This is a genomic window from Pseudomonas sp. S3_A09 (genome assembly GCF_054668065.1).
The window spans coordinates 110,446-125,026 of sequence record NZ_CP162752.1; the positions used below are offsets into that span (position 1 = coordinate 110,446).

A 14,581-nucleotide genomic window follows, 5' to 3' on the forward strand; every position below is an offset into this window, starting at 1 on the left:
CGCTTTTGCCTGGCGCAGTTGCACCGGGCCATTCACTGGATACCGAGGGCTTTACTGCATGTCGAAAGAAGACAGCTTCGAAATGGAAGGCACTGTCGTCGACACCCTGCCCAACACCATGTTTCGTGTGGAGTTGGAAAATGGGCACGTCGTAACCGCGCATATCTCCGGCAAGATGCGCAAGAACTACATTCGTATTCTTACCGGTGACAAAGTGCGCGTCGAGCTGACGCCCTATGACTTGAGTAAAGGGCGCATCACTTACCGCGCTCGCTAAGCAAGTCAATACAAGACGCCCGGTTATGCCGGGCGTTTTTGTGTGTGTGCGATTTGGCAGATACTGGTCAACCCTGTGGGAGCTGGCCTGCCTGCAATAGCGGTGTGTCAGCCAAGGAACCCTTTCCTGATCCACCGCTATCGCAGGCAAGCCAGCTCCCACATTTGATCTTTATTGACCTGAAGACCGCGCTGCACAATCAGAGACAGCAAAAAGGCGCCTTTCGGCGCCTTTTGCTTTGTTGCAACCGCTATCAGGCCATTTCAGCCGTGGTCTCGAACTCGAAGGTCAGCTCGCCATCCTTCAGGTCGATATGCACCACGCCGCCATGATCGGAAAGCTCGCCGAACAGGATTTCTTCGGCCAATGGCCGCTTGATCTTGTCCTGGATCAGACGCGCCATTGGGCGTGCGCCCATTGCCGCATCGTAACCACCTTGCGCCAGCCAACTGCGCGCCGCGTCCGTAACCTCCAACTGCACGCGCTTGTCTTCCAACTGCGCCTGAAGTTCGGTAAGGAACTTGTCCACCACGCTCTTGATGACCTCATGACTGAGGCGACCAAACTGGATAATGGTGTCCAGACGGTTGCGGAATTCCGGCGTGAAGCTCTTCTTGATCACTTCCATCGCATCGGAAGAGTGATCCTGATGGCTGAAGCCGATCGAAGCCCGCGCAGCCGTTTCGGCACCGGCGTTGGTGGTCATGATCACGATCACATTGCGGAAGTCCGCCTTGCGTCCGTTGTTGTCGGTCAGGGTTCCGTGATCCATTACCTGCAGCAGCAGGTTGAAGACTTCCGGGTGGGCCTTCTCGATTTCATCGAGCAGCAGCACGCAATGCGGTTGCTTGGTGATCGCTTCGGTCAGCAGACCGCCCTGATCGAAGCCGACATAGCCCGGAGGCGCACCGATCAGGCGCGACACGGTGTGACGCTCCATGTACTCGGACATGTCGAAACGCACCAGTTCAATGCCCATGGCCTTGGCCAGCTGCCGCGCCGCTTCGGTCTTGCCGACGCCGGTCGGGCCTGCGAACAGGAACGAACCGACAGGCTTGTCCGGCGACTTGAGGCCCGCACGGGACAGCTTGATCGCGGTGGACAACGCATCGATGGCCGCATCCTGGCCGAACACGGTGAGCTTGAGGTCGCGCTCCAGGTTACGCAGCAACTCCTTATCGGAACTGTTGACGTGTTTTGGCGGAATCCGCGCGATCTTCGCGACAATGTCCTCGACCTGAGGCACGTCGATGCGCTTCACACGCTTCTCGACCGGCTGCAGGCGCTGGTAAGCCCCTGCCTCATCGATCACATCGATGGCCTTGTCCGGCATGTGACGGTCATTGATGTAGCGCGACGCCAGCTCGGCGGCGGAGCGCAGTGCTTCATCGGTGTACTCGATGCCATGGTGCGCTTCGAAACGCCCTTTGAGCCCCCGCAGGATACCGATGGTGTCTTCAACCGAAGGCTCGGAAACGTCGACTTTCTGGAAGCGACGCGCCAGGGCACGGTCTTTCTCGAAGATGCCGCGGAATTCCTGGAACGTGGTCGAACCGATGCAACGGATATCACCCGAAGACAGCAGCGGTTTGAGCAGGTTGGAAGCATCCATCACGCCACCGGACGCCGCGCCGGCCCCAATGATGGTGTGGATTTCGTCGATGAACAGGATCGCCTGCGGACGTTTTTTCAGCTCGCCGAGCAGCGCCTTGAAGCGCTTCTCGAAATCACCACGGTACTTGGTCCCCGCGAGCAACGCGCCCAGGTCCAAGGAGTAGACGACGCTGTTGGCCAGCAGGTCCGGCACCTGGTTATCGACGATGCGCTTGGCCAGGCCTTCGGCAATCGCGGTCTTGCCCACGCCTGCCTCACCCACCAGCAACGGGTTGTTCTTGCGACGACGCGCAAGGATCTGCGCTACACGCTCGACCTCAAGCTCTCGCCCCACCAGCGGATCGATCCGCCCCTGGCGCGCCAGTTCGTTGAGGTTGCTGGCATAGGCATCCAGTGGATTGCCCGAAGAAGAAGACTCACCGCCCTCGTCGTCCTGCATATCCTGCTCACCCTCGGAATGATCGCCGTGCCCGGGTACCTTGGAGATACCGTGGGCGATGTAGTTGACGACATCGATACGGGCAACGCTCTGCTGTTTCAGCAGGAACACTGCCTGGCTTTCCTGCTCGCTGAAAATCGCCACCAGCACATTGGCGCCTGTGACTTCACGCTTACCGGAGCTCTGAACATGGAACACGGCACGCTGAAGCACCCGCTGGAAGCCCAGGGTTGGCTGGGTTTCACGGTCTTCATCGTGGACTGGAATAAGTGGCGTCGTGGAGTCGATAAACTCCTGCAGGTCATGCTTGAGTTTGTCGAGGTTGGCGCCGCACGCACGTAGAACGGTAGCGGCAGCTTCGTTATCCAAAAGTGCCAGCAGCAGGTGCTCGACGGTCATGAATTCATGACGCTTCGAACGAGCCTCCTTGAAGGCAAGATTGAGGGTGACTTCGAGCTCGCGGTTTAACATAGCTTCACCTCATACCCAAGTGGTCGGCGTTAACCGTCCTTCTCGATTTCACAGAGTAGCGGATGCTGGCTTTCCCTGGCGTACTGGTTGACCTGCATGGCCTTTGTCTCGGCGATGTCGCGGGTAAACACTCCACATACTGCCCGTCCTTCTGTGTGAACGGCCAGCATTACCTTGGTCGCCAACTCGCGGTTCAGGTTAAAAAACACCTCGAGCACTTCGACCACGAAATCCATCGGTGTGTAGTCATCGTTGAACAAAACCACCTTGTACATCGGCGGCGCCTGTAAGGCAGGCTTGGCCTCCTGAACAGCAATGCCTGCAGAACCGTCGTCATCAGGTTCCTGATCCGGTCGATCCTGATTGAATGTTAGTCGAATCTGGCTGTTTGCATGCATGGAAAGAAAGGTTCGTCAGTGGTTCAAATACAGTGGTGGGGGCGACCTGTCAGAATTTCAACTCTGACCGACTGGTCGCCTTGACTATCGGCGAAACGGTGTTACAACCAATAGAACCCACAGTGGGTAAAAAAGGTCCGCGCAGTCAACCTTATTTATTCGGGTTAGGACGGATAAACTGGATGATACTCCAGTGATGGAGTCTGGTGCAGAGGGATATGGGTATGTCTGGCGTCAAGATCAAAGGCAAGGTCAAGTGGTTCAACAATGCCAAGGGATATGGTTTTGTTAACGAAGAAGGAAAAAGCGAGGACCTTTTTGCGCATTACTCAGCGATTATCATGGATGGTTACAAAACGCTGAAAGCGGGACAACCGGTCACCTTTGATATCATTCAAGGCCCCAAGGGGCTGCACGCCGCGAATATCGATACGGTGAAAGCAGAAGCCGATGCGAGCCCGGCAGTACGTGCGAGCGGCGTAGAAAAGAAACAAACGGCCTGATCAGCCGCCGAGCGTCCAGCGCGTTATAAAAAAACGGCCATCCCAATCAACTTGAGATGGCCGTTTTTTATGCCTGCGTGATTACATATGCGAAATCAACGCATCACCAAAGCCGGACGACGACACCAGCTTCGCGCCGTCCATAAGGCGCTCGAAGTCATAAGTTACCGTCTTGGCAGAAATCGCACCATTGGTGCCCTTGATGATCAGATCCGCAGCCTCGGTCCAGCCCATGTGACGCAGCATCATCTCAGCCGACAAAATCAGGGAGCCCGGATTGACCTGGTCCTTGCCCGCATATTTAGGCGCAGTACCGTGGGTCGCTTCGAACATCGCCACGGTGTCCGACAGGTTCGCACCCGGCGCAATACCGATACCACCCACCTCCGCCGCCAAGGCATCGGACAGGTAGTCGCCGTTCAGGTTGAGGGTCGCGATCACGTCATACTCGGCCGGACGTAGCAGGATCTGCTGAAGCATGGCGTCAGCAATCGCATCCTTGACCACCACGTTCTTGCCGGTCTTCGGGTTCTTGAACTGCATCCACGGACCGCCATCCAGCAGGGTCGCGCCAAACTCTTCAGCCGCCACTTCGTAGGCCCATTCCTTGAAGGCCCCTTCGGTGAACTTCATAATGTTGCCTTTGTGCACGATGGTCAGCGAGTCGCGATCGTTATCCACTACGTATTGCAGGGCCTTGCGTGCCAGGCGCTTGGTGCCTTCCAGCGATACCGGCTTGATACCAATCCCGCAATCCTGGTCGAAACGGATCTTGGTGACGCCCATTTCTTCCTTGAGGAACTTGATTACCTTGATCGCTTCGGCCGAACCGGCCTTCCATTCGATCCCGGCGTAAATGTCTTCGGAGTTTTCGCGGAAGATGGTCATGTCCACATCGCCAGGCTTCTTGACCGGGCTAGGCACGCCTTCGAACCAGCGCACCGGGCGCAAGCACACATACAGGTCGAGCTGTTGGCGCAGGGCTACGTTCAGCGAACGGATGCCGCCACCGACGGGGGTGGTCAGCGGCCCCTTGATGGAAACCACATAATCCTTGACCGCATCCAGGGTTTCCTGGGGCAGCCAGGTGTCCTGGTCGTAGACTTGAGTCGCCTTCTCACCGGCATACACCTCCATCCATGAGATCTTGCGCTTGCCGCCGTAGGCCTTTTCAACAGCTGCGTCGACCACCTTGATCATCACCGGGCTGATGTCGACGCCGATACCGTCACCTTCGATGTAAGGGATGATCGGTTGGTCAGGAACATTGAGAGAATGGTCTGCGTTGACGGTGATTTTGTCGCCGACTGCCGGAACCTGAATCTTCTTGTATCCCATGCTGAACTCCATCTATGGATTGAACATCTGGCTGCGTTCGAGCCTACTCCAGATAAATGGCGACTGAAACCTCACGCCATGCTCATTTGCATCGAAAACAGCATAATTTGTCGCCTACAAGCCTGAAAGAAAAGGCAAAATCGCCAATATTGAGCACAACGTGCGACTTTGGTAGCAACTTCTGCCCTGCGACCTTTAGACCAATGGACGACACACCTTTTGTATGAAGGCTCAGCGTAAGCATAGCGACCTATGTATAATGCCGCCGCTGACCAAAGAGTCACGACGGCTGACCGCTCTAGATAGTAGCCTTCAGCCAGAAAGCAGGACTATTACAATAGTCCAAACGCTTGACGCTCGACTGATGCAACCCAACATCACCGCGAAGAAACCTCGACATTTCGCTCATGGATGACTTTGAACGAACGCGCTCCACCCGGCGCATCTCGAGTTTCTGCGCACGCTTTCAGCAAAGAAGAGAGTTAATCCGAATATGCCCACCCGCTCGAAGATCATCTACACCTTCACCGACGAAGCCCCGGCCCTCGCCACCTATTCACTGCTGCCTATCGTAGAGGCCTTCACCGCTTCCGCTGATATTGCCGTGGAAACCCGCGACATCTCCCTCGCCGCGCGCATCCTCGCAAGCTTCCCCGAGCAACTGGGCGCCAAGGCTATCCCGGACCACCTCGCCGAACTGGGCGACCTGGCCGTTACGCCTGAAGCCAACATCATCAAGCTGCCTAACATCAGCGCCTCGACCCCGCAGCTGCAAGCCGCGATCAAGGAACTGCAGGCCCAGGGCTATGCCCTGCCGGACTACCCGGAAACCGTAACCACCGACGCGGAAAAAGAAACCCGTGCACGTTACGACAAGGTCAAGGGCAGCGCCGTGAACCCGGTACTGCGCGAAGGCAACTCCGACCGCCGCGCACCGCTGTCGGTCAAGAACTACGCGCGCAAGCACCCGCACAAGATGGGCGCCTGGGCTGCCGACTCCAAGTCGCACATTGCCCACATGAACAATGGCGATTTCTACGGCAGCGAAAAAGCCGTACAGATCGAAGCCGCTGACGCTGTCAAAATCGAGCTGATCGCCCAAGACGGCACCGCCACCGTCCTGAAGGAAAAGACTTCGGCACAGGCCGGCGAGATCATCGACACCGCTGTACTGAGCAAGAAAGCCCTGCGCGCGTTCATCGCCGCTGAAATCGAAGACGCCAAGAAACAAGGCGTGCTGCTGTCGGTTCACCTGAAAGCCACCATGATGAAGGTCTCCGACCCGATCATGTTCGGCCAGATCGTTGCCGAGTTCTATAAAGACGCCCTGACCAAGCACGCTACCGTGCTGGAGCAGATCGGCTTCAACCTGAACAACGGCATCGGCGACCTGTACGCTCGCATCAAGGCCCTGCCGGCCGAGCAGCAAGCACAGATCGAAGCGGACATCCAGGCTGTTTATGCCGCTCGCCCTTCCCTGGCGATGGTCAACTCTGACAAAGGCATCACCAACCTGCACGTGCCGAGCGACGTGATCGTCGACGCCTCGATGCCGGCCATGATCCGTGACTCCGGCAAGATGTGGGGCACCGATGGCCAGCTGCACGACACCAAGGCTGTGATCCCGGATCGCTGCTACGCCACCATCTACCAGGCGGTCATCGAAGACTGCAAGGCCAATGGCGCTTTCGACCCAACCACCATGGGCAGCGTGCCAAACGTTGGCCTGATGGCGAAGAAAGCCGAAGAGTACGGCTCCCACGACAAGACCTTCCAGATCAAGGCTGACGGCGTAGTCCGCGTCACCGACAGCAAGGGCAGCCTGCTGATGGAACAGAAGGTCGAAGCCGGCGACATCTTCCGCATGTGCCAGACCAAAGACGCACCGATCCAGGATTGGGTCAAACTGGCCGTCAACCGCGCCCGCGCCAGCAACACCCCAGCGATTTTCTGGCTGGACCCACAGCGTGCTCACGACGGCGTCGTGGTCGAGAAAGTTCAGGCTTACCTGAAAGACTACAACACCGAAGGCCTGGACATCCGCATCATGTCGCCCGTCGACGCGATGAAGTTCACCCTGGAGCGCACCCGCAAGGGCCTGGACACCATCTCGGTAACCGGCAACGTACTGCGTGACTACCTGACCGACCTGTTCCCGATCATGGAACTGGGCACCAGCGCCAAGATGCTGTCCATCGTGCCGCTGATGAACGGCGGCGGCCTGTTCGAAACCGGCGCCGGCGGTTCGGCACCGAAGCACGTGCAGCAACTGGTGGAAGAGAACTTCCTGCGCTGGGACTCCCTGGGCGAGTTCCTGGCCCTGGCCGCCTCCCTTGAGCATTTGGGTGTGACGTACAACAACCCGAAAGCCCTGGTACTGTCCAAGACCCTGGACCAGGCCACCGGCCAGTTCCTCGACAACAACAAGTCGCCATCGCGCAAAGTCGGCAACATCGACAACCGCGGCAGCCACTTCTACCTGGCGCTGTACTGGGCTCAAGCCCTGGCTGCCCAGACCGAAGACACTGCACTGCAAGCGCAGTTTGGCGAACTGGCTAAAACCCTGAGCGAAAACGAGGCGACTATCGTTGCCGAGCTGAACGCCGTACAGGGCAAGCCAGTGGACATCGGCGGCTACTACGCGCCGAACCCGGAGCTGACCAGCAAGGCCATGCGCCCAAGCACCACCCTCAACGCGGCCATTGCCAAGTTGAAGTAAGGTTGTAAGGATGCAAAGAAGCCCCGGCCCTGTGCCGGGGTTTCTGTTTCAGGACACTGCCGTTTTGCTGAGCAAACCGGATCAAAGTGTGGGAGCGGGCTTGCTCGCGAATGCGGTGTGCCAGTCGCCCGATGCATATCTGACCCATTGCATTCGCGAGCAAGCCCGCCCCCACACTGACTGCAATCCTGCCCAAAGACCGTCGCATCTCGAATCGAGGTTTTGAATGACCTGGCAACCCCACATCACCGTCGCCACCATCGTCGAAGACAACGGCCGCTTCTTGATGGTCGAAGAACTCAAGGGTGGCCGCGCCGTGCTCAACCAGCCGGCGGGCCACCTGGACCCGCATGAAACCCTGACCGAGGCCGCCGTGCGCGAAACCCTCGAAGAAACCGGCTGGGACGTCGAAGCCACCGGTATTGTCGGGATCTACCTGTACACCGCCCCCAGCAATGGGGTGACTTATCAACGGGTCTGTTTCATCGCCAACGCCTTGAAACACCATCCAGACTATCAACTCGATGAAGGCATCCTGCGTGCTCGCTGGCTGACCCGTGACGAGCTGATGGCCTTGCGCGACGACTGGCGCAGCGAGCTGATCATCCGCTGCATCGATGATTATCTGGCCGGCCATCGCCACAGTCTCGAATTGATCCGCCCTTCTCTTTAGCCTTGAAGGCCTGAGCCTGATAGAATCGCGTCCTTTTTCAAGACACCCGTTGAAATCCTATGCGTGATCCAGCCCCTTCTGACACACAAAAGAAGCGCGTCATCGTCGGCATGTCCGGCGGCGTGGACTCTTCCGTTTCCGCCGTTCTGCTGATGGAGCAGGGATATGAGGTGGAAGGCCTGTTCATGAAGAACTGGGAGGAAGACGATGGAACGGAATACTGTACCGCCATGGACGACCTGGCAGACGCCCAGGCCGTGTGCGACAAGATCGGTATCAAGCTGCACACCGCGAACTTCGCCGCCGAGTACTGGGACAACGTGTTCGAGCACTTCCTGGCCGAATACAAGGCCGGCCGCACGCCGAACCCGGACATCCTGTGCAACCGCGAGATCAAGTTCAAGGCGTTCCTCGACTACGCCATGATGCTCGGGGCCGACCTGATTGCCACTGGCCACTACGTGCGCCGACGCGACATCGATGGTCGTACCGAATTGCTCAAGGGCCTGGACCCGAACAAGGACCAGAGCTACTTCCTGCACGCCGTCGGTGGTGAACAGATCGCCAAGACCCTGTTCCCGGTGGGCGAGCTGGAAAAGCCCGAAGTGCGCAGAATCGCCGAGAAACACGGCCTGGCCACCGCCAAGAAGAAGGATTCCACCGGCATCTGCTTTATCGGCGAACGCCGCTTCAGCGACTTCCTCAAACAATACCTGCCAGCACAACCGGGCGAGATCAAGACCACCGAGGGTGAAGTCATCGGCCGCCACCATGGCCTGATGTACCACACCATCGGCCAACGCCAGGGCCTGGGCATCGGCGGCCTGAAAGACGCTGGTGAAGAGCCGTGGTACGTGCTGATCAAGGACCTGGAACACAACGAGCTGATCGTCGGCCAGGGCAACGAGCATCCACTGCTGTTTTCCGGCGCCCTGCTCGCCTCGGAAATCTACTGGGTCAACCCGATCGACCTGAGCACCCCGCGCCGCCTGACGGCCAAAGTGCGTTATCGCCAGAGCGACCAGCCTTGCACCCTGGAAAAAACCGCCACCGGTTACCGCGCCATCTTTGACGACCCGCAACGCGCCGTCACGCCTGGCCAGTCCGTGGTGTTCTACGACGGCGAAATCTGCCTGGGCGGCGGCGTGATAGAAGTTGCCGAAGCCTGGAGCAACCCGGCATGAGCCCGACCCAGGAGCAATTGACGGCACTCGGCGGGGTTTTTCTCTCCGCCGTGCTGGTGGACAAGATCGCCAAGACCGGCCAGGTCACTGAAGCCGGCCTCACCTGCATGCTTGGCAGCCTACTGATCCGCGACCCCAAGGACACCCTGGAGGTCTACGGCGGTGACGATCTGGCGCTGCGTGAAGGCTATCGCGCGCTGATCGGCGCGCTTGAGCGCGACCCAAGCACCTTGCAGCGCGAGCCGTTGCGCTACGCTCTGTCGATGCTCGGTCTTGAGCGTCAACTGGCCAAGCGCGACGACATGCTGGAGGTCATCGGCAAGCGCCTGCCACAGATTCAGTCCCAGGTGGAACACTTCGGCCCGGCCCACGAAAACGTGATCGCAGCCTGCGGTGCGCTGTACCAGGACACCTTGAGCACCTTGCGGCAGCGCATCCAGGTGCACGGTGACATGCGCAACCTGCAGCAACCGAACAACGCCTCGAAAATCCGCGCCTTGCTCCTGGCCGGTATTCGTTCGGCGCGGTTGTGGCGCCAGTTGGGCGGTCATCGTTGGCAGCTGGTGATCAGCCGACGCAAATTGCTCAAAGAGCTTTACCCGTTGATGCGCAACGAATAAGTCGCATAAGCAAGCCATTTTCAAGCCGTTACGCGTAATACGCCGGTCAGTTGGCAACGGACCGGCGGATTTTTTCATGTATGATACGCGCCCCATTTCGTTGCCCGACTGTCCGAGAACACCCCATGCAGCTCTCTTCGCTCACTGCGGTTTCCCCTGTTGACGGCCGCTACGCCGGCAAAACCCAGGCCCTGCGCCCTATTTTCAGCGAGTACGGCCTGATCCGCGCTCGTGTCCTGGTTGAAGTGCGCTGGCTCCAGCGCCTGGCCGCTCACCCCGCCATCAGCGAAGTGCCGGCGTTCTCCGCCGAAGCCAACGCTGTGCTGAACACCCTGGCGGAAAACTTCTCCCTGGAGCACGCCGAGCGTGTGAAAGAGATCGAGCGCACCACCAACCACGACGTAAAAGCCATCGAATACCTGCTCAAAGAGCAAGCGGCGAAGCTGCCGGAACTGGCCCAGGTCAGCGAGTTCATCCACTTTGCCTGCACCAGCGAGGACATCAACAACCTGTCCCACGCCCTGATGCTGCGCGAAGGCCGTGATGACGTGATGCTGCCGCTGATGCGCCAAACCGCCAACGCCATCCGCGAACTGGCCATCCGTTTCGCCGACGTACCGATGCTGTCGCGCACTCACGGCCAGCCGGCGTCGCCGACCACCCTGGGCAAAGAACTGGCTAACGTGGTGTACCGCCTGGAGCGCCAGATCGCTCAAGTCGCGGCCGTGCCGCTGCTGGGCAAGATCAACGGCGCCGTAGGCAACTACAACGCCCACCTGTCGGCCTACCCAGAGATCGACTGGGAAGCCAACGCCCGCGCCTTCATCGAAGACGAGCTGGGCCTGGGCTTCAACCCGTACACCACGCAGATCGAACCGCACGACTACATCGCCGAGCTGTTCGACGCCATTGCGCGCTTCAACACCATCCTGATCGATTTCGATCGCGATATCTGGGGCTACATCTCCCTGGGCTACTTCAAGCAGCGCACCATTGCCGGTGAAATCGGTTCGTCGACCATGCCGCATAAGGTCAACCCGATCGACTTCGAAAACTCCGAAGGCAACCTCGGCATCGCCAATGCCCTGTTCCAGCACCTGGCCAGCAAGTTGCCGATTTCCCGCTGGCAGCGCGACCTGACCGACTCCACCGTGCTGCGCAACCTCGGCGTGGGTTTTGCCCATAGCGTGATCGCGTACGAAGCCAGCCTCAAAGGCATCAGCAAACTCGAGCTCAACGAGCAAAAGATTGCCGCTGACCTGGACGCGTGCTGGGAAGTATTGGCCGAGCCGATCCAGACCGTGATGCGCCGCTACAACATCGAAAACCCGTACGAGAAGCTGAAGGAATTGACGCGCGGCAAGGGCATCAGCCCAGAAGCACTGCAAACTTTCATCGACGGCCTGGACATGCCAGCCGCGGCCAAGGCCGAGCTGAAACTGCTCACCCCGGCCAACTACATCGGCAACGCTGTAGAGCAAGCCAAGCGCATCTGATCATCGCTAGACCTTTGAGACGCCCGGCCGCGCCGGGCGTTTTTATTCCAGTCTGAAAAATGCTTTTTTTCAATAGGTTACACATGAATCCTGATATCCCTCTTCAACTTCTGGGCGGCATCACGGCACGGGAATTCCTGCGCGACTACTGGCAGAAAAAGCCGCTGCTGATCCGTCAGGCCATCCCTGACTTCGAAAGCCCGATCGACGCCGACGAACTCGCCGGCCTGGCCCTGGAAGAAGAAGTCGAATCGCGCCTGGTGATCGAACACGGCGAGCGCCCGTGGGAATTGCGTCGCGGCCCGTTCGCCGAAGACGCCTTCAGCACCCTGCCCGAGCGCGAGTGGACCCTGCTGGTGCAGGCCGTCGATCAGTTCGTGCCGGAAGTGGCCGAATTGCTGGAGCAGTTCCGCTTCCTGCCAAGCTGGCGCATCGACGATGTGATGATCAGCTTCGCCGCGCCGGGTGGCAGCGTCGGCCCGCACTTCGACAACTACGACGTGTTCCTGCTGCAAGCCCAGGGCAAGCGCAACTGGAAGATCGGTCAGATGTGCAGTTCGGAGAGCCCGCTGCTGCAACACGCCGACCTGCGCATCCTCGCCGAATTCGAAGAAAGCGCCGAATGGGTGCTGGAACCGGGCGATATGCTCTACCTGCCGCCGCGCCTGGCACACTTCGGCATTGCCGAAGACGACTGCATGACCTACTCCGTGGGTTTCCGTGCACCGAGCGCCGCCGAAGTGCTGACCCACTTCACCGACTTCCTCAGCCAGTACCTGACGGATGAAGAGCGCTACACTGACGCCGACGCTCAGCCCGCCACTGACCCGCACCAGATCCAGGGCGACGCCCTCGACCGGCTCAAGAGTCTGCTGGCCGAGCACATGAGTGACGAGCGCATGCTGCTGACCTGGTTTGGCCAGTTCATGACCGAGCCGCGCTATCCTGAACTGGTGGCCGGTGAAGAATTGGGCGAAGAGGATTTCGTCAACAGCCTGCAAGACGGCGCGATCCTGGTACGCAATCCGAGCGCGCGCATGGCCTGGTCGGAAGTCGACGATGATGTGCTGCTGTTCGCCAGCGGCCAGAGCCGTTACCTGCCGGGCAAGCTGCGTGAATTGCTCAAGCTGATCTGCGCCGCCGACGCGCTGCACGCCGAAAACCTCGCCCCATGGCTGGCGGACGAAGACGGTCGCGACCTGCTGTGCGAATTGGTCAAGCAAGGAAGCCTGGGATTTGCCGATGAATAAGATTCACGTAAGTGTCGCGGACTGGCAAAAGGATATCGCCGAGATTCGGCGCATTCGTGAAGCGGTGTTTATCGCTGAGCAATCGGTTCCACCTGAGCTGGAGTGGGACGCAGACGATGCGAGTGCTGTGCATTTTCTCGCATTCGAGGGCGACTTTCCGATCGGCACCGCGCGCCTGCTGCCCAGCGGCGAAATCGGGCGCGTTTCGGTACTCAAAGACTGGCGCGGGCTGAAGGTCGGCGACAAGCTGATGGAAGCCGTAATCGGCGTGGCCGAGCAACGCGGTCAGACCAAGCAGTTCCTGAGTGCGCAGGTCTATGCGGCGCCGTTCTATGAGCGACTGGGCTTCAAGATCGTCAGCGGGGAATTCCTGGAAGTCGGGATTCCCCATGTCGATATGGTGCGCGGGGGCTGATTCGAGACCGCGTCGCTGCCATCGGGGGCAAGCCCCCTGCCACACTTGACCGCATCCTCAAGGATGTACTCGGTCAAAATGTGGGAGGGGGCTTGCCCCCGATAGCTATTTCAGCAACACCAACAATGCCCTGCCATGCCAGGGCATTTTGCCGTCTACGATTCAACTTGCGACCCACCAGGCCGACAAACTGGCACTATCAAGCCCAAATGACTCGCAGAGATCACGGACATGTCCCTACGCACCCTGCTCACCGCCCTCCTCCTGACCGCCAGTTGCTCGGCCATGGCCGACACTGAAGTCGTCAACCTGAGCAACCGCACCAGTGCCGACCTGCTGCCCGTGGCGCAGAACTTCATCGGCAAGGACGGCACCGTCAGCGCTTACGGCAACCAACTTATCGTCAACGCTGACCCCGCCAAGATCCAGAACCTGCGCGCCCTGCTTGCACAATTGGACACACCAGCCAAGCGCCTGTTGATCACCGTCGACACCAACGAAAACAACCAGCAGAACAGCGGCGACAGCCAGACCCGCATCATCAGCTACGGCACCGCCAGCCGCGACGGCGGGATCCAGCAGATTCAGGCCAGCGAAGGTGTGCCCGCGCTGATCCAGGTAGGCCAGAGCGTACCGCTGACCACCACCCAGCAGGACAGCTACGGCCGTCTGCAGAACCAGACCCAGTATCGCAACGTGACCCAGGGCTTCTACGTCACCGCCAGCGTCACTGGCGAGACCGTGCACCTGGCGATCAGCACCAATCGTGACCGCATGAGCCAGGAGCGTCCCGATGTAGTGAATGTGCAAAGTACCGACACGACCGTCAGCGGTCGACTGGGCGAGTGGATTCCCCTGGCCGGCATCAATCGCGAAACCCAGGCCGATAAATCCTCTACAACCCGCAGCTACTCTACCCAGGGCCGCGATGACCTGACTTTACGGGTCAAGGTCGACACCCTGAACTGAAGCACCAAAAACTGACTGATGAGTCGTATTAGACTAAAGATGTAGTGCTTGAAAAAAAGCACTACAAAACATTTGACGATCCAAAAAAGCATGGGCATGATGGCCTCGCTCCCGCTAATCAGGGGCCCTGGCAAGGGCCTTCGGATCGCCGCTCTAAGCTACCCACCTGAGCCGATTCGTGTCTGTACCGCCCACAAGGCGTGTTTGACGAGGTT

Annotated in this window: 13 protein-coding genes; 10 read left to right on the forward strand and 3 right to left on the reverse strand. The window is 59.1% G+C overall.

The window, feature by feature from the left end; all coding sequences use genetic code 11:
* Positions 1-58 precede the first annotated feature (58 nt).
* A complete protein-coding gene (gene infA, locus AB4N92_RS00565) occupies positions 59-277 on the forward strand; it encodes a translation initiation factor IF-1 (RefSeq protein ID WP_002553999.1) in 219 nt (72 codons plus the stop codon).
* 253 nt (positions 278-530) lie between these two features.
* On the opposite strand, the gene clpA is transcribed toward infA, so the two are convergent.
* On the reverse strand, positions 531-2,801 hold the full coding sequence (gene clpA, locus AB4N92_RS00570; protein ID WP_010209598.1) for an ATP-dependent Clp protease ATP-binding subunit ClpA: 2,271 nt from the start codon (positions 2,799-2,801) through the stop codon (positions 531-533).
* A gap of 29 nt (positions 2,802-2,830) precedes the next feature.
* The gene (clpS, locus tag AB4N92_RS00575) at positions 2,831-3,199 is read right to left on the reverse strand and encodes an ATP-dependent Clp protease adapter ClpS (protein WP_010209597.1); all 369 of its coding nucleotides are present in this window, start codon (positions 3,197-3,199) and stop codon (positions 2,831-2,833) included.
* A 224-nt stretch (positions 3,200-3,423) separates the two neighbouring features.
* Here clpS and cspD point away from each other — a divergent pair, with 224 nt between their 5' ends.
* Positions 3,424-3,702: a cold shock domain-containing protein CspD gene (gene cspD, locus AB4N92_RS00580; RefSeq protein WP_029529108.1), complete on the forward strand. Its 279-nt coding sequence runs from the start codon at positions 3,424-3,426 to the stop codon at positions 3,700-3,702.
* An 81-nt stretch (positions 3,703-3,783) separates the two neighbouring features.
* On the opposite strand, the gene icd is transcribed toward cspD, so the two are convergent.
* Positions 3,784-5,040 carry an NADP-dependent isocitrate dehydrogenase gene (gene icd, locus AB4N92_RS00585; protein ID WP_010209595.1) on the reverse strand — a complete coding sequence of 419 codons (1,257 nt, stop codon included), beginning with the start codon at positions 5,038-5,040 and terminating at the stop codon, positions 3,784-3,786.
* 493 nt (positions 5,041-5,533) lie between these two features.
* On the opposite strand from icd, the gene AB4N92_RS00590 reads away from it, so the two are divergent.
* The 8 genes from AB4N92_RS00590 to AB4N92_RS00625 all read left to right on the forward strand — a co-directional run bounded on the left by AB4N92_RS00590 (position 5,534) and on the right by AB4N92_RS00625 (position 14,366).
* On the forward strand, positions 5,534-7,759 hold the full coding sequence (locus AB4N92_RS00590) for an NADP-dependent isocitrate dehydrogenase (protein ID WP_236266943.1): 2,226 nt from the start codon (positions 5,534-5,536) through the stop codon (positions 7,757-7,759).
* Between the two features lie 226 nt (positions 7,760-7,985).
* Positions 7,986-8,432, forward strand: coding sequence for an NUDIX hydrolase (locus AB4N92_RS00595; RefSeq protein ID WP_010209593.1), 447 nt, complete (start codon positions 7,986-7,988; stop codon positions 8,430-8,432).
* A 59-nt stretch (positions 8,433-8,491) separates the two neighbouring features.
* A complete protein-coding gene (mnmA, locus tag AB4N92_RS00600; protein WP_010209592.1) occupies positions 8,492-9,616 on the forward strand; it encodes a tRNA 2-thiouridine(34) synthase MnmA in 1,125 nt (374 codons plus the stop codon).
* Entirely contained in the window at positions 9,613-10,236 is a 624-nt protein-coding gene (gene hflD, locus AB4N92_RS00605; RefSeq protein ID WP_021492762.1) for a high frequency lysogenization protein HflD, read from the forward strand. Before mnmA ends, hflD begins: the two co-directional genes overlap by 4 nt.
* 125 nt (positions 10,237-10,361) lie before the next feature.
* Positions 10,362-11,732 carry an adenylosuccinate lyase gene (purB, locus tag AB4N92_RS00610; RefSeq protein WP_010209589.1) on the forward strand — a complete coding sequence of 457 codons (1,371 nt, stop codon included), beginning with the start codon at positions 10,362-10,364 and terminating at the stop codon, positions 11,730-11,732.
* Between the two features lie 83 nt (positions 11,733-11,815).
* Positions 11,816-12,982, forward strand: a complete 1,167-nt coding sequence (locus AB4N92_RS00615; RefSeq protein ID WP_010209588.1) for a ribosomal protein uL16 3-hydroxylase — start codon at positions 11,816-11,818, stop codon at positions 12,980-12,982.
* The gene (locus AB4N92_RS00620) at positions 12,975-13,397 is read left to right on the forward strand and encodes a GNAT family N-acetyltransferase (RefSeq protein WP_010209584.1); all 423 of its coding nucleotides are present in this window, start codon (positions 12,975-12,977) and stop codon (positions 13,395-13,397) included. Before AB4N92_RS00615 ends, AB4N92_RS00620 begins: the two co-directional genes overlap by 8 nt.
* 231 nt (positions 13,398-13,628) lie before the next feature.
* Positions 13,629-14,366 (forward strand): secretin N-terminal domain-containing protein, encoded by a 738-nt coding sequence (locus AB4N92_RS00625; protein WP_236266942.1) that lies wholly within the window; start codon positions 13,629-13,631, stop codon positions 14,364-14,366.
* Positions 14,367-14,581 lie beyond the last annotated feature (215 nt).